Raw genomic sequence first — 14,830 nt, 5'->3', positions numbered from 1 at the left:
CCCTCGGGCCTCGGGGCGTCGCCCGTCGCGGCACGACGGATGCGCCGCTCATGGCCGTACGAGGTTCCGCAGGTCGGCGAAGCGGCGCTCGCCGATGCCGTTGACCTCACGCAGTTCGTCCACCGAGCGGAAGCCGCCGTGCTGCGTGCGGTAGTCGATGATGTGCCGGGCCAGCACGGGACCGACGCCCGGCAAGGTGTCGAGCTGCTCGACGGTGGCCGTGTTGAGGGAGAGGGGAGCCGCGGGGCCCGCCCCCGTCACCGGGCCACCGGCGACCGCGCCTCCCGGGCCCGTGCCCGGTGCGGTGCCGGGAGCCGGGGCCGGGGCCGGGCCGCCGACGACCACCTGCTCGCCGTCCACGAGGAAGCGGGCGCGGTTCAGGCCGTCGGTGTCCGTACCGGGCCGTACCCCGCCTGCCGCGCGCAGTGCGTCCGCGACCCGCGAGCCGGCCGGCAGGCGGTGGATGCCCGGCTCCCGGACCTTGCCGCTGACGTCCACCACGATCTCGGGCGCGGGCGCACCCGGTGACGCGACGCCCGGCGCCGCACCCGGCGCTGTCCGCGGCCCGTCCTCCTCCCGGCCCTGCCCGTCCGCCACCGCCCGATCCCCGTCCGGAACGACCGCGCGCACCACCTCGGGTGCCCGAACGGGTTCGGTCCGCCCGGCCCAGTAATGCTGCACGGCGAACCCGGCGGCCACGACGAGCACCACCGTCAGGGCGAGCACGCTCCGTCGCTCCAGACCGCACCTGGCCTGCAACCAGACCGGCATCCGCTCGCGCAGCGCCAGTCCGGCCCGCTCCCGCCAGCCCTCCGCCGGCACGGGGTCTCCTCCGGCATCCGCCGGCACAGGATCCGCTCCGGCATTCGTCCCGCCCTCCGCCGGCACACGGGCCGCTCCGGCATCCGTCCGGCCCTCCGTGTGAGCGGTCGGCGCCTCCGCGCCCTCGACGGCATCGCCGTCCGACCGGTCCGCCCCTCCCCTGGGGCGGCAGGACGGCACCGACCGGCCTGTCGGCCTCGCCGCGCACCCGTCCTCGCCCGGCGGTCCCGTGCCGGACTCCCGCCGCCCATCGACCTGTTCGTTCCCCGCGGCCCACTCCGCACGAGGAACCGGCTCGGCAGGCTCGGCCCACTGAGCCACCTCACCCTGCTCGGCCCACCGAGCCACTTCAACCTGCTCGGCCCGCCCTCCCTCCCCCTGCTCCGCCCTCCCCTCGAACAGCATCCCGGCCCGCCGCCGCAGCTCCTCCGCCGACGCGTGACGCCGCCGTGCCCGGCCGCGGCCGCCGCCGCGGAGAGGGGAAGCCTGCGCGCGGTGCCTGACCCTGCCGTCGGACGCGGGCGCCCGGCCCGGCCCACTCGTGACGGCCGCTGTGCGTGAACGTGATCGAAGTGCCATGCGCCGAGCATCGGCCACCCCGGCACCTTTGCGATGATCTTGGTCGATTCCCGGGGAAAACCACCGGGTTGTGGACAACTCCGTCACTCACACGAGTGACACCCAGCACCCGCCCGAGGACACCGCCACCCGCTTGGGGACACCGCCACCCGCCTGACGGACACCGCCCCCCACGTGACCGACACCACGAACGACACGAACACCCGCCTAAGCGACCTCAGCCACCCGCGTAAGTGACCTCAGCCACCCGCCTGAGCGACCTCAGCCACCCGCCTGAGTGACCTCAGCACGCGACGAGAACGCCGCGTCACCGAGCCGACACCACAACCCCCAGCAACCCAGGCCCGGTATGTGCCCCGATCACCGCCCCGACCTCGCTGACGTGCAGGTCGGCCAGCCCGGGCAGCCGGTCCCGCAGCCGGTCCGCGAGGGCCGACGCCCGGTCCGGGGCGGCGAGGTGGTGCACGGCGATGTCGACCTGGGCGGCGCCCGCCCGGTCGGCCGCGATCTCCTCCAGGCGGGCGATCGCCTTGGACGCCGTCCGCACCTTCTCCAGGGGTTCGATACGGCCGCCGGCCAGCTGCAGCAACGGCTTCACGGCGAGCGCCGAGCCGAGCAGCGCCTGCGCGGCACCGATCCGGCCGCCCCGGCGCAGGTAGTCGAGGGTGTCGACGTAGAAGTAGGCGGACGTGCCCGCGGCCCGTTTCTCGGCGGCCGTGACGGCGTCGTCCACCGTGCCGCCCGCCTCGGCCGCCTCCGCCGCGGCGAGGGCGCAGAACCCGAGCGCCATCGCGATCATGCCGGTGTCCACCACCCGCACCGGCACCGGCGCCTCGCGCGCCGCGACGACCGCCGCGTCGTAGGTGCCCGAGAGCTCGGCGGAGAGGTGGAGGGAGACGATGCCGGTGGCACCGGCCTCGGCGATCTCGCGGTAGGTGTCCGCGAAGACCTGGGGGCCGGGCCGCGAGGTGGTCACCGGGCGACGCTTCTGCAAAGCCTGGGCCAGCGAACGGGTCGAGATCTCGGTGCCCTCCTCCAGCGCGCGGTCACCGAGGACCACGGTCAAAGGCACCGCGGTGATGCCGTGGCGCTCCATCGTCCGGGCCGACAGGTAGGCCGTTGAATCGGTGACGATCGCGACATGGCGGGACATGAGCTGGAGGCTACCTGGCTCAGCGCCCGCGCGGCAGTCCGGCCCCGCCGCGCCGGAGCGCGCGCGACCGGATCAAGTGGTGCTCTCGGGGCGGGGCTTCTTCTGCCAGGGGTACGTGGGGCGCGCGGTCGGCGGGGTGATGGCGCGCGGTCGCGCGGGCTCCTCCGCGGTGCCGGACCGGGTCTGTCCGGCCTCCGGGCTGCCGGCGGCCGGGGCGTCCGGCCACGGCGGCGCGGCGGCCCCTCCCTGATCGGCCGAGCGCCCGGCGGACGGCTGGGACTCGGCGGTCGTCCAGTGCCGCAGTGCCCCGGCCTCCATGTCGATCTGCGCGCTGAGCGTGTCCAGGTCGTCGTCGGCGAAGCGGCGGGCACGGTCGCGGGCCGCCCAGCGCAGCGCGTCCGCCGACTGCGTGACGCGCTCGGTGCGCTCGCGCAGGCCGGGCAGCCGCTCGGCGAGCGTGGCGCGGTCCGGTTCGGACTCCAGGCGCCTGAGTTCGTCGTCGAGTTCGCGTCCGTGCGCGCTGAGCCGCTCGAAGAGGCCGAGGGACTCCTTGAGGGACTCGTCGTCGGCCGCGCCGGCCTGCAACGCGTCCTGGGTGGCGCGCATCGAGGTGCGCAGCCTCAGCCGCAGTTGGGCGATCTCGCCGCCGGGGCCGAGCTGCGCGAAGGACCTGGCGCGCAGCGTGTGGTCCTCGACCGTGCGGCGGGCCTGGCCGAGGGTGCGGTCCACGCCCCGCTTGGCGGCGCCGACGGCCTTGACCGTCGCATAGGTGCCGCCGAGCACGATCAACAGCATGAAGAGCAAGGCGAAGACTGCGATCACTTCCACGAAGCTCCTCCTCCGGCCGTCCGGCCCGCCGCGGCATCCGCCGCCGCACTCTCCACGGTAAACGCAACAGGCAGGCCCGGAGTTCCAGAAAAACCCCGAACCTGCCCGTAGGGGACCACCCCGAGCCCGGCCGGCACCGGCGCCGGCACCGCCTACGGCCCACGACGCCACCTGCCCCGGCATCCCGGACCCACACGTACCGCCGCACCGGCATCCACGCCGGGCGCCCCGGCACCGCAGCACCGGCACCGCAGCACCGGCACCCGGGCGCCCTCCGCCCGCGCCTACGCCGGGACGATGTTCACCAGCTTCGGCGCCCGCACGATGACCTTGCGGATGCCGGCCCCGTCCAGCGCGGCGACGACCTTGTCGTCGGCCAGGGCGGCCTTCTCCAGCTCCTCCTCGGAGATGGCCGGGGAGACCTCCAGCCGCGCCTTGACCTTGCCCTTGATCTGCACGACGCAGGTCACGGTCTCGTCGACCACGTACGCCGGGTCGGCCACCGGGAAGTCCCGGTGGACGACGGAGTCGGTGTGGCCCAGGCGGCGCCACAGCTCCTCGGCGACGTGCGGGGCCAGCGGCGCGATCAGCAGGACCAGCGCCTCGGCGACCGGCCGGGGCACGGGGCCGCCCGTCTTGGTCAGGTGGTTGTTCAGCTCGGTGATCTTGGCGATGGCGGTGTTGAACCGCATGCCCTCCAGGTCCGCGCGCACGCCGTCGATCGCCTTGTGCAGGGCGCGCAGCGTCTCCTCGTCGGGCTCGGCGTCGACGACGGTCGTCTCGCCCGTGTTCTCGTCGACGACGTTGCGCCACAGCCGCTGCAGCAGCCGGAACTGGCCCACCACCGCGCGCGTGTCCCAGGGCCGGGACACGTCCAGCGGGCCCATGGCCATCTCGTACAGACGCAGCGTGTCGGCCCCGTACTCGGCGCAGATCTCGTCCGGGGTGACCGCGTTCTTCAGGGACTTGCCCATCTTGCCCAGCAGGCGGGAGACCTTCTCGCCCTGGTACCAGTACGCGCCGTCGCGCTCCTCCACCTCGGCGGCCGGCACCGCGATGCCCCGGCTGTCGCGGTAGACGTAGGCCTGGATCATGCCCTGGTTGTACAGCTTGTGGAACGGCTCCGCGGAGGAGACGTGCCCCAGGTCGTACAGGACCTTGGACCAGAAGCGCGCGTACAGCAGGTGCAGCACGGCGTGCTCGGCGCCGCCGACGTACAGGTCGACGCCGCCGTGCGGCTGACCCTCGCGCGGGCCCATCCAGTACTGCTCGATCTCGGGGTCGACCAGCTTCTCGCCGTTGTGCGGGTCCAGGTAGCGCAGCTCGTACCAGCAGGAACCGGCCCAGTTGGGCATGGTGTTGGTCTCGCGGCGGTACCGCTTGGGACCGTCGCCCAGGTCCAGGGTGACGTCGACCCAGTCCTCGTTGCGCGACAGCGGCGTCTCGGGCTGCGTGTCGGCGTCGTCCGGGTCGAAGGTCCGCGGGGAGTAGTCCTCGACCTCGGGCAGCTCCAGCGGCAGCATCGACTCGGGCAGGGCGTGCGCGACGCCGTCCTCGTCGTACACGATCGGGAAGGGCTCGCCCCAGTAGCGCTGGCGACTGAACAGCCAGTCGCGCAGCCGGTAGTTGACGGTGCCTTCGCCGATGCCCTTGTCCTGCAGCCACTCGGTGATGCGCGCCTTGGCCTCGACGACGCCCAGGCCGTCCAGGGAGACGTCCTCGCCGGAGGAGTTCACCAGGGTCGCGTCGTAGGAGACGAAGGCGTCGTCCCAGGTCGACGTGTCGGTGCCGCGGCCGTCGGTCGGCTCGACGACGCACCGGACCGGCAGCTCGAAGGCCCGGGCGAACGCGAAGTCCCGCGCGTCGTGCGCCGGGACGGCCATGATCGCGCCGGTGCCGTACCCCATCAGGACGTAGTCGGCGATGAAGACCGGGATCCGCTCGCCGGTGACCGGGTTGGTCGCGTACGCGCCGGTGAAGACGCCGGTCTTGTCCTTGGCCTCGGCCTGGCGCTCGACGTCGGACTTGGCGGCGGCCTGCGCGCGGTAGGCGGCGACGGCCTCGGCCGGGGTGGCGTGGCCGCCGGTCCACACCGCATGGGTGCCCTCCGGCCAGGCGGCCGGGGTGAACTTCTCGACCAGCGGGTGCTCCGGGGCCAGCACCATGTAGGTCGCGCCGAACAGGGTGTCCTGGCGCGTGGTGAAGACGGTGATGTGCTCGCCGTCGATCGGGAAGTCGACGCGGGCGCCCTCGGAGCGGCCGATCCAGTTGCGCTGCTGCAGCTTGATGGCCTCGGGCCAGTCCAGCTCCTCCAGGTCCTCCAGCAGCCGGTCGGCGTAGGCGGTGATGCGCATGTTCCACTGGCGCAGCTTGGCCTTGAAGACCGGGTAGTTGCCGCGCTCGGAGCGCCCGTCGGCGGTGACCTCCTCGTTGGCCAGCACGGTGCCCAGACCGGGGCACCAGTTGACCGGCGCGTCGGAGGCGTACGCCAGGCGGTACTCGCCCAGGACCTCGGCCTGCTCGGCGGCGCTCAGCTCGCTCCACGCGCGCGTGCGGCCGTCCACGCTCGGCACGGCGCGCTCACCGGACGCGAACTGGGCGATCAGCTCGGAGATCGGGCGGGCCTTCTTCGCCTCGTCGTCGTACCAGGAGTTGAAGATCTGCAGGAAGATCCACTGGGTCCACTTGTAGTACTCCGGGTCGATCGTCGCGAACGACCGGCGCTTGTCGTGGCCCAGGCCCAGCCGGCGCAGCTGGGCCTTCATGTTCTCCATGTTGGCCTCGGTGGACACGCGCGGGTGCGTGCCGGTCTGCACGGCGTACTGCTCGGCGGGCAGGCCGAAGGCGTCGAAGCCCAGGGTGTGCAGGACGTTGTGGCCGGTCATGCGCTGGAAGCGCGCGAACACGTCGGTGGCGATGTAGCCCAGGGGGTGGCCGACGTGCAGGCCCGCACCGGAGGGGTACGGGAACATGTCCATGATGAACTTCTTGGGCCGGGCCACCGTCTCGGGGTCGCCCGCCAGGTCACCCTTGGGGTTCGGTGCCTCGTAGGTGCCCTCGGCGTCCCAGACGTCCTGCCAGCGTGCCTCGATCTCGGCGGCCAGGGCGGCCGTGTAGCGGTGCGGCGCTGCTTCCGCCGGCACGGCGGCGGCAGCGGGGTTCGTCTCGCTCATGATCCTCAAAGCTCCATCGATCGTCTCTGCCAGCGCCTGCGATTGCCAGGAAACGAAAAATCCCCTCGCACAGGAGGGGACGCCGCGCCGATTCCGACCGTCCGATTCGCCGGTGGTCGGTAGTGATCAGCGCGGCCCGCTAAGCAGAAGGCGTACGGCACGCATGGCGACAGGGTACCGCAGGCCCCGCGCGGGCGGCGACGCGCTTTCCCCCGGGGGCGCGCGACCCGGCCGGACTGGACGAAAGTCAAAGGTTACTTCGCGTAACGCCCGCTAAGGGACATCACAACGACCTCACAGCCTTTTGGTAACGGCGCAATAACTCAAACCTCGTACTCCTCGGTATGGACGCGGCTTAGAGTGCGGCACCGGGACCGCTTTCCCGAACCGCTCGGAGTTGCCCCCATGAACCCTCGTCGCAGTAACAGCTCGCTCCCCAAACCCGGCCGTTCGGCCTACGGGGCGGCGTCGGCCGCCGTCCTGCTCCTCATACCCGTGGTCGTGCTGGTCGGAGGCGACCCGGTCCAGCAGTTCCTGGACTTCGGCGCGGGCGTGCTGTCCCTCGTCTCCCTGAGCTGCTCCGTCATCTGGGGCCTGTTCGCCCAGGACCGGATCTTCCTCAACGCGCGCCAGCGGATCCTCGGGCAGGCGGTCCACCGGACGACCGCGGTCGCCTCGATCGCGTTCCTGCTGCTGCACATCACCACCAAGGTCGCGCTCGACCACACCCAGCTGATCGCCGCGGTGATCCCCTTCTCGCTCGGCTTCACCGGCACCGAGGGGCTCATCGGCCTCGGCTCCGCGGCCGGCCTGCTGATGATCTTCGTGGGCATCACCGGCGCGCTGCGCGGCGCCTTCGCCTCCCCCGCCCCCGTCGCCGCCCGCTGGCGCGCCATGCACATGCTGGCCTACCCGGCCTGGTGCGCGGCGCTGATCCACGGCCTCTACGCGGGTCGCGCGGCCAAGCCGGTCTTCGTCTTCCTGTACGGCCTGTCGCTGCTCGGCGTCATGGCGGCGCTCGCGCTGCGCGCCGCCCCCCGCCCGGTCAAGCGCCGGGTCGCCGACCGGATCGCCGCCCTGCTCGGCTCCGAGGAGCGCCCGGCCCGCGACGAGCCGGCGGAGGGCCGCGCCCGGGCCGCCGAGTCCGCGCTGCCGGGCTACGAGGGCCGGCGCGGCTCCGGGTCCCGCGGGGCGTCCGCCGAAGCGCCGTACGAGACGGCCGGGCGGTCCGCCGCCCAGGAGCCGGTGAACGGCTTCGCGGCCGCCTACCGGGCCGTGTCGACGCCGCCCCGCGGCGCCCGGCAGCCCTTCACGCCCGACCGGACCGCGCGCACGGACCTGCCGCCGGACATGCAGCCCACCCGGACCGTCCCGCGCGTGGACGGCGGCGCGAGCACCTCGGGCAGCTGGCCGATCCCGTCCCCGCCGCCCGTCGGCGAGGCCCCGCCGTCGGCCTACGACCCGCTGAACGACACCGGATACACCATCCCGGTCTATGACAATGCGGCCGCTTCGGGCTACGGCTCGAGTGATGTGTACGACACCGGTGAGACGAACGCCGCCTTCGGTACGTACAACCCGGACGACACCTACAACAACAGCGGTCCCGCCACTGAAACACTGCCCGGTGCCTCCTACGACTTCGGCGCACCGGGTTCGGGCGAACCTTGGAACACGCCTTCCGGAGGCTTTAAGTGAACGAGGCCCTGCCCGACGTACCCGAAGTCCGCGTGGTCGGTCTTCCCCAGCTCACGTCGGGCTTCGACCTTGTCGAACGGCTTGACCTGCCCATGCACCTGAAGGTGCACGGGCCGCTCGAACCACTGGGCGGCGAGCAGCTCGCGCAGCTCGCCGACCGCATCAACCTCAGGGGCCGCGGCGGCGCGGGCTTCCCCTTCCACAAGAAGCTGCGCGCGGTCGCCGAGTCGGCGATCAAGCGCGGCGTCCGGCCGGTCGTCGTCGTCAACGGCAGCGAGGACGAACCGGCCTGCCGCAAGGACACCGTGCTGATCAACCGCGCCCCGCACCTGATCCTGGACGGCGCGCTGCTGTGCGCCGAGGCGCTGGGCGCCCGCACGCTCGTGGTGGGCGTCACCCGGGAGTCCACGCAGCGCTCCATGGAGGCCGCCCTCGCCGAACGGGGCCTGAGCAACGGGCGCCGTTCGGCGCTCCGCGCCCGCGTGCAGCGCAATCCGGTCCGCATGGTCACCGGGGCGGCGGCCTCCCTGATCCGCTCCATCGACGGCGGCCCGGCCGTCCCGCCGGGCCGCAAGATCAGCGCCTCGCGGGCCGGCGTCGGCGGCGCTCCGACCCTGCTGTCCAACGCCGAGACGTTCGCCCAGCTCGCGATCGCCGCCCGCATCGGCCCGGAGCGCTACGGCAACACCGGCCTGTACGACGAGCCGGGCACCGTCATGCTCACGGTCTCCGGGGCGGTGGCGCGCCCCATGGTGATCGAGGTCCCCACGGGCGTGCCGCTGCGGTACGTCCTCCAGCTCGCCGGCGCCCCGCCGGTGCCGCAGGGCGTGCTGACCGGCGGCTACCACGGCAAGTGGATCGACGCGGCCACGGTCGACGAGGCGATCGTCTCCCGCAACTCCCTGGACGCGGTGGGCGGTTCGCTGGGCGCCGGCGCGATCCTGCCGATCAGTCAGGACACCTGCCCGCTGGGCGAGTCGCTGCGGGTGGCCCAGTGGCTGGCGGAGGAGAGCGCGGGCCAGTGCGGCCCCTGCTACCTCGGTCTGCCGGCCGCCGCGCGCGGCCTGGAGGACATCCTGGGCGGCGGCGGCCCGGCCGCCCTGGAGGCGCTCAAGCAGGTCGCCAAGAACGTGAAGCGGCGCGGCGCGTGCTCACACCCGGACGGCTCCGCGATGTTCCTGGAGTCGACCCTCAAGGCGTTCACCGACGACCTGGCCGCCCACGTCCTCGGCAACGGCTGCGGGCGGCCCGTTGAGGGCGTGCTGCCGCTCTTCGAGGGCGGCAGGGCCCCGACGGGCGTCCCGGGCGGCGCGGAGGCCGAGGAGAACGGCCCCAGCCGCCAGAAGATCTACGTCGACTGGACGCTGTGCCGGGGCCACGGCCTGTGCGCCGACATCCTGCCGGAGGTGTTCCAGCTGGGCGCCGACGGCTTCCCGACCGTGGCGCAGGCGTCGGTGCCGCGCTACGCCGAGGCCAAGGCTCTACGCGCGGTGCGCCGCTGTCCGGCCCTGGCCCTGCGCATCGAGGAGGACACCCGCGCCCAGGCGCCGTCGCGGAACCTGCCGGTCCTCTCCCAGGGCCGCGGCCGCCGGGCGCTGGGCCGCTGAGAACGCCGAGAACACGGACGGCGGGGCGTCTCACCGGAGACGGCCCGCCGTGCCGGCGAGGCGCCGCGTACCGCTGACGACACGTCGAAGGCGGGCCATCCTTCCGGATGACCCGCCTTCGACTTCTGTGGAGCTAAGGAGAATTGAACTCCTGACCTCCTGCATGCCATGCAGGCGCTCTACCAACTGAGCTATAGCCCCTTGCGGTGTTCCGCCCGGTTTCCCCGGCGGCGACGCCAACATTACACGGTCCACCCGGTGGAACACCAAATCGTTTCCGCCTCGCGCCGACATGGCCGCTCATGTCCGTTTCGCACGGCCCGTGGTGCGCACCGCCCCCGTGTCACGCGGTGACGAACGAGTAGAAGCGCTTGAGGGTGCAGTGCTCCTCCAGGAGCCGGCCGTAGATCGGCTCCCCCTCCAGCTCGCGGTACGTCTCGATGGGGTCGCCTTTTATGATCAGCGCCCGCGCGCACTCCTCGCACCAGTACTGGTACTCGGGATTGACCGGTTCCATGTCGCGGACGATCGGCGTGCCGCTGCCGCACCAGTCGCACTTCCGCCTGTGAGCACCCATCGATCAGCTCCAGCTGTGGCCGCAGGCCGTGCACACGTAGGAGACGCCGCCGTTGTCACCGAGGACCTGGGCGACGTGCGCGGAACCGCAGGAAGGGCAGCTGAGGCGGGTGGTCGTCCCCCGTGTCAACGCCGCTCCGAGGAGGTGGCCGACCTCCTCAAGGATGCTCGCAGGCATCGCAACTCCCTCCCGTCGGGCCGCGCCCCCTTCCGGCCGTTTGATTCTGCCACGACCGGACCAATACGGTCAGCGACGCCTCAGTACCAGTCCGGCCACGGCACCCGCCGTACCGCCCCGGGGCCGGCACGGACACGCACGTCATCAGCGCCTCCGCAGAGGTATACGCCTGTGGGGCCCGGGTGACTCAAGCCGGCCGGGAAGACGAAAAATCCCGTCCCCCTCGGGGGACGGGATTCCGGTCACCTGATCCTCGACGACTCGCGGGAGTCGATCTGTGGAGCTAAGGAGAATTGAACTCCTGACCTCCTGCATGCCATGCAGGCGCTCTACCAACTGAGCTATAGCCCCTGGTGTTCTTCCCGCTCGGCGGGGCGAACAAGAAGAACTTTAGCCTGCGACCTGCCGGAAAGTGAAATCCGGGTCCCGGGGCCGGCCGCGGGACCCGGACCCGGTCCGCCGGGCACCTCAGTCGTCGTCGCCGAGCACCGGTTCCGGCAGGGTGCCGGCGTTGTGCTCCAGCAGGCGCCAGCCGCGGGCGCCCTCGCCGAGGACGGACCAGCAGCAGTTGGAGAGCCCGCCGAGGCTCTCCCAGTTGCGGGGCTCCAGGCCGAGGAGGCGGCCGATGGTGGTGCGGATCGTGCCGCCGTGGCTGACCACGACGAGCGTGCCGTCGTCGGGCAGCTTCTCGACGTGCCGCAGCACCACGGGGGCGGCGCGGTCGGCGACCTCGGTCTCCAGCTCGCCGCCGCCCCGGCGCACCGGCTCGCCGCGCTTCCACGCGGCGTACTCCTCGCCGTGCCGGGCGATGATCTCCTCGTGCGTCAGGCCCTGCCAGACGCCCGCGTAGGTCTCGCGCAGGCCCTCGTCGAGGGAGACGTCCAGACCGGTGAGGGCGGCGAGCTCGGCGGCCGTGTGCACGGCCCGCTGGAGGTCGGAGGCGACGATCGCGTCCGGCCGCAGGGAGACGAGCAGCCGGGCGGCGCGGCGGGCCTGGGCGACGCCCGTCTCGGTGAGCGGGACGTCGGTGGTGCCCTGGAAGCGGCGCTCCACGTTCCAGGAGGTCTGGCCGTGCCGCCACAGGATGATGCGGCGGCCCCGGCCCGGCCGGTCGCCGGTCACCTCACCGGTGGCGCTCACCGCCACTCACCGCCCAGCTCCGCCGCCTCCTCCGCGGCCTGCAGCTTGGCGTGCTCCTCGGCCTTGCCGCGGGTCGCCCTGGCGTCCTCGGGCAGGTCGAGTTCGGGGCAGTCCTTCCACAGCCGCTCCAGGGCGTAGAAGACGCGCTCCTCGCTGTGCTGGACGTGGACGACGATGTCGACGTAGTCGAGCAGGACCCAGCGGGCCTCGCGGTCGCCCTCGCGGCGCACCGGCTTGGCGCCGAGCTCCTTCTGGAGCCGTTCCTCGATCTCGTCGACGATCGACTTGACCTGGCGGTCGTTGGGCGCGGACGCCAGCAGGAACGCGTCCGTGATGGACAGGACGTCGCTGACGTCGTAGGCGACGATGTCGTGCGCCAGCTTGTCGGCGGCCGCCTGGGCGGCGGTGGTGATGAGCTCGAGAGAGCGGTCGGTCGCGGTCACTACAAGGCTTTCCGTCGGCGGTCACTTGTCATCAAGGGTCTCACGGACCGCCGGGAGCACCGCGTGGGTTTCCCGGCGGCCGGCTACGACGACGGCTCGTAGTCCTGTCCGAGGACCACGGAGACGTCGGCGCCCGCGGTGGCGTCGCCCTCGGTGACGGAGCTGGTGGGCAGGCCCAGGGTCTTGGCGACCTCGGTGGCGTTCTCCTTGTCGGCGGCGTCGGCGTAGGTGATCCGGGAGGTCGCCCGGGCGGTGGCCGTGCCCCCCTCCAGGAAGGTGAAGCCGCCGTTGAGGAGGACCACGCGGGCGGCCTCCGTGGTGTCCTTCACACCGGTGGCGTTGCGGACGGAGACGCTGACGGCGGCGTCCTTGTCGGGGCTCTTGGCGGTCCCGCCGAGGACGTCCTCGACCACGCTGTCGCTCGCCTGGGCGCTGAGCGTGCCGTCGGTCTGCACGGGCAGCAGGGTGGTCCGGTAGTCGCCGCCCTTGGCGAGGTCGGCGAGCCGGGCGAGGAACGCGGCGAGGTCCTTGTCGGTCAGGGGCGGCTCGATGATCTGGCCGAGCGTCTGGACGGTGGTCGTGGCACCGTCCGGGTCGGAGGTCATCTTGCGCAGCACGCCCTGCATGACCTGCCCGAACCGCTCCAGCTGGGCATCGGGGGCCTCGCCGGGGGCGCGGTAGGTGGCGTAGGCGACGGCCATCTTGCCGCTGAGGGTCTGGTTCTCGCCCCGGTTGACCAGGGGGGCCTGGCCCTTCTTCCCGGCCGGGTCGGGGACGTCGGTGTTCGTGTCGATGTCGATGGTGCCGACCAGGTCGACGAGGATCTGGAGGTAGGGGGTGTCCAGCCGCCAGGTGCCCTCGATGTCGGTGCCCAGGACGGTGTCCAGGGCCTGGCGGGTGCCCTCGGAGCCGTCGTCCTCGACCGACTTGGCCAGTGTCGTGGTGGTGCCGTCGTCGGCGGTCAGGGCGAGGGAGTTGGGCAGCAGGACGGTGGTGCCCCGCTTGGTGGTGGTGTTGTCGACGAGCAGCGCCGTGGAGGTGCCGCCCTTCTTGGTGTCGTGCAGGTGGACGACGATCACGTCGCGCTTCTGGGCGCCCGTGGGCGTCGCCGTGTCGGTCTTCGGGCCGGACGACGACAGGCCCGGCAGCTTCCCGGCGTACCAGAGGTAGCCGACGCCGCCGACCGCGACCAGCGCCAGGACGACGGCCAGGGCGACCACGCGCGCGCGGGCGCGGCGCCGGGCCTCCTCGCGGCGCTCGGTGCGGTTCTCGGTGAACTTCAGCCAGTCGATGACGTCCTCGGAGTCGCCGTCGGGCTCCTCGACGAAGGCGAACTGCTCGGTGTGGTAGTCCCGGTCGTCCCCGGCCCGGCCGGCGGGCTCGGCGGCCTCCGGCCCGGCCGGCGGATCCGCCTGCTGCTGCCCCGCCTGCTGGCCGGCCTGCTGGGGACGGGCCTGCTGGGGGATGTAGGCGGTCTGCTCGGCGGTGCGGGGCTGCCCGCCGCCGGCCGCGGCCTGGCCGTACGGGTCGTAGGGGTCGTAGGGCGCGTTCCCGCCGCCGCCCTGGCCCCCGGTGCCGTACGGGTCGTACGGCGGGACCGGTGCCTGCCGGCCGGTGTCGTGGTCGTAGGGGGCGTACGGCTGCGCGGGCTGCTGCTGCCCCGTGGTGTACGGGTCGTAGCCGTACCCCTGCTCGCCGTGCTGCCCCGGCTGCCCGTACGGGTCGTACGTCTGCTGCTGGGTCTGCTGAGCCTGGACCGGGCGGTACACGGGCCGGCCGTACTCGTCGTAGCCGACGAGCTCGTACTGGTCGCCCCCGTACCCCGGGTCGTATCGGTCGTTCACCGGTGCCCCTCTCGGCTCACTCGCCGCGGTACAGCTGGCGCTTGGCGATGTAGCGCACGACTCCGTCCGGCACCAGATACCAGATGGGGTCGCCCTTGGCGACTCTCGCACGGCAGTCTGTGGACGAGATGGCGAGCGCGGGAACCTCCACGAGGGAGACGCCGCCCTCCGGCAGCCCCGGGTCGTTGAGGTGGTGGCCCGGCCGGGTGACCCCGATGAAGTGCGCGAGGGAGAAGAGCTCGGCACTGTCCCGCCAGGTGAGGATCTGGGCGAGGGCGTCGGCGCCGGTGATGAAGAAGAGGTCGGTGTCCGGGTTGAGGGCGCGCAGGTCGCGCAGGGTGTCCACGGTGTAGGTGGGACCGCCGCGGTCGATGTCGATGCGGCTCACCGAGAACTGCGGGTTCTCGGCGGTCGCGATGACCGTCATCAGGTAGCGGTCCTCGGCCGGGGAGACCGCGCGGTGGCTCTTCTGCCACGGCTGCCCGGTCGGGACGAACACCACTTCGTCCAGCTCGAACCGGGCGGCGACCTCGCTGGCCGCCACGAGGTGCCCGTGGTGGATCGGGTCGAAGGTGCCGCCCATGACGCCGAGGCGGCGCTTGCCGGTGTGCGCGGGGCCGTTGCCGGGGCCGCCGGTGAGGTCGGGCGCCGGGCGGCGCTCGGTGCCGCCCGCCGGGTCCTGCACCGGGTCGTCCGCCGGACCGGTAGGCATGTCCTGCTCTCCCATGCGTGCAGACCCTACCGGCCCGGCCCGCGGGCTCCGGCCTCCCCCGGCTCTCCCCGGCTCTC

General features: G+C 72.8%; 12 protein-coding genes and 2 tRNA genes. 2 read left to right on the top strand and 12 right to left on the bottom strand.

Annotated features, from left to right (window positions below):
- Positions 1-48 precede the first annotated feature (48 nt).
- The 4 genes from ACIF8T_RS01870 to leuS form a co-directional block, all read right to left on the bottom strand.
- A complete protein-coding gene (locus ACIF8T_RS01870) occupies positions 49-822 on the bottom strand; it encodes a helix-hairpin-helix domain-containing protein (RefSeq protein WP_400030080.1) in 774 nt (257 codons plus the stop codon).
- Positions 823-1,708: 886 nt separating this feature from the next.
- Entirely contained in the window at positions 1,709-2,554 is an 846-nt protein-coding gene (locus tag ACIF8T_RS01865) for a DegV family protein (RefSeq protein ID WP_400030078.1), read from the bottom strand.
- 72 nt (positions 2,555-2,626) lie between these two features.
- Entirely contained in the window at positions 2,627-3,376 is a 750-nt protein-coding gene (locus tag ACIF8T_RS01860; protein WP_400031459.1) for a hypothetical protein, read from the bottom strand.
- Positions 3,377-3,666: 290 nt separating this feature from the next.
- Positions 3,667-6,555, bottom strand: coding sequence for a leucine--tRNA ligase (gene leuS, locus ACIF8T_RS01855; RefSeq protein ID WP_400030076.1), 2,889 nt, complete (start codon positions 6,553-6,555; stop codon positions 3,667-3,669).
- 405 nt (positions 6,556-6,960) lie between these two features.
- On the opposite strand from leuS, the gene ACIF8T_RS01850 reads away from it, so the two are divergent.
- Positions 6,961-8,253, top strand: a complete 1,293-nt coding sequence (locus ACIF8T_RS01850) for a cytochrome b/b6 domain-containing protein (RefSeq protein WP_400030074.1) — start codon at positions 6,961-6,963, stop codon at positions 8,251-8,253.
- Positions 8,250-9,860, top strand: coding sequence for an NADH-ubiquinone oxidoreductase-F iron-sulfur binding region domain-containing protein (locus tag ACIF8T_RS01845; protein WP_400030072.1), 1,611 nt, complete (start codon positions 8,250-8,252; stop codon positions 9,858-9,860). Before ACIF8T_RS01850 ends, ACIF8T_RS01845 begins: the two co-directional genes overlap by 4 nt.
- Positions 9,861-9,988: 128 nt before the next feature.
- Here the strand turns inward: ACIF8T_RS01845 and ACIF8T_RS01840 are convergent.
- The 8 genes from ACIF8T_RS01840 to nadD all read right to left on the bottom strand — a co-directional run bounded on the left by ACIF8T_RS01840 (position 9,989) and on the right by nadD (position 14,768).
- A tRNA-Ala gene (locus tag ACIF8T_RS01840) sits at positions 9,989-10,061 on the bottom strand.
- A gap of 142 nt (positions 10,062-10,203) precedes the next feature.
- Positions 10,204-10,437 carry a hypothetical protein gene (locus ACIF8T_RS01835; RefSeq protein ID WP_053750770.1) on the bottom strand — a complete coding sequence of 78 codons (234 nt, stop codon included), beginning with the start codon at positions 10,435-10,437 and terminating at the stop codon, positions 10,204-10,206.
- A 3-nt stretch (positions 10,438-10,440) separates the two neighbouring features.
- The gene (locus tag ACIF8T_RS01830) at positions 10,441-10,614 is read right to left on the bottom strand and encodes a hypothetical protein (protein WP_400030070.1); all 174 of its coding nucleotides are present in this window, start codon (positions 10,612-10,614) and stop codon (positions 10,441-10,443) included.
- 278 nt (positions 10,615-10,892) lie between these two features.
- Positions 10,893-10,965: transfer RNA gene (locus ACIF8T_RS01825), tRNA-Ala, on the bottom strand.
- Positions 10,966-11,082: 117 nt separating this feature from the next.
- On the bottom strand, positions 11,083-11,754 hold the full coding sequence (locus ACIF8T_RS01820; protein ID WP_400030068.1) for a histidine phosphatase family protein: 672 nt from the start codon (positions 11,752-11,754) through the stop codon (positions 11,083-11,085).
- On the bottom strand, positions 11,751-12,197 hold the full coding sequence (gene rsfS, locus ACIF8T_RS01815; protein WP_400030066.1) for a ribosome silencing factor: 447 nt from the start codon (positions 12,195-12,197) through the stop codon (positions 11,751-11,753). Before rsfS ends, ACIF8T_RS01820 begins: the two co-directional genes overlap by 4 nt.
- Before the next feature lie 83 nt (positions 12,198-12,280).
- Complete coding sequence (locus ACIF8T_RS01810) at positions 12,281-14,041, bottom strand: LCP family protein (protein WP_400030064.1); 1,761 nt, start codon at positions 14,039-14,041, stop codon at positions 12,281-12,283.
- Between the two features lie 16 nt (positions 14,042-14,057).
- On the bottom strand, positions 14,058-14,768 hold the full coding sequence (nadD, locus tag ACIF8T_RS01805) for a nicotinate-nucleotide adenylyltransferase (protein ID WP_400030062.1): 711 nt from the start codon (positions 14,766-14,768) through the stop codon (positions 14,058-14,060).
- Positions 14,769-14,830: the final 62 nt, after the last annotated feature.

This window comes from Streptomyces sp. NPDC085946 (assembly GCF_044540485.1).
Lineage (GTDB): Bacteria > Actinomycetota > Actinomycetes > Streptomycetales > Streptomycetaceae > Streptomyces.
Note: the sequence above shows the minus strand (reverse complement) of the source record. Positions and strands in the feature narration are given on the sequence as shown.

Bases quoted from the DNA above. Each gene is read 5' to 3' on its own strand.
- ACIF8T_RS01835 (WP_053750770.1), bottom strand. From the start codon at position 10,437: ATGGGTGCTCACAGGCGGAAGTGCGACTGGTGCGGCAGCGGCACGCCG.
- ACIF8T_RS01850 (WP_400030074.1), top strand. From the start codon at position 6,961: ATGAACCCTCGTCGCAGTAACAGCTCGCTCCCCAAACCCGGCCGTTCG.
- nadD (WP_400030062.1), bottom strand. From the start codon at position 14,768: ATGGGAGAGCAGGACATGCCTACCGGTCCGGCGGACGACCCGGTGCAG.
- ACIF8T_RS01865 (WP_400030078.1), bottom strand. From the start codon at position 2,554: ATGTCCCGCCATGTCGCGATCGTCACCGATTCAACGGCCTACCTGTCG.
- ACIF8T_RS01830 (WP_400030070.1), bottom strand. From the start codon at position 10,614: ATGCCTGCGAGCATCCTTGAGGAGGTCGGCCACCTCCTCGGAGCGGCG.
- leuS (WP_400030076.1), bottom strand. From the start codon at position 6,555: ATGAGCGAGACGAACCCCGCTGCCGCCGCCGTGCCGGCGGAAGCAGCG.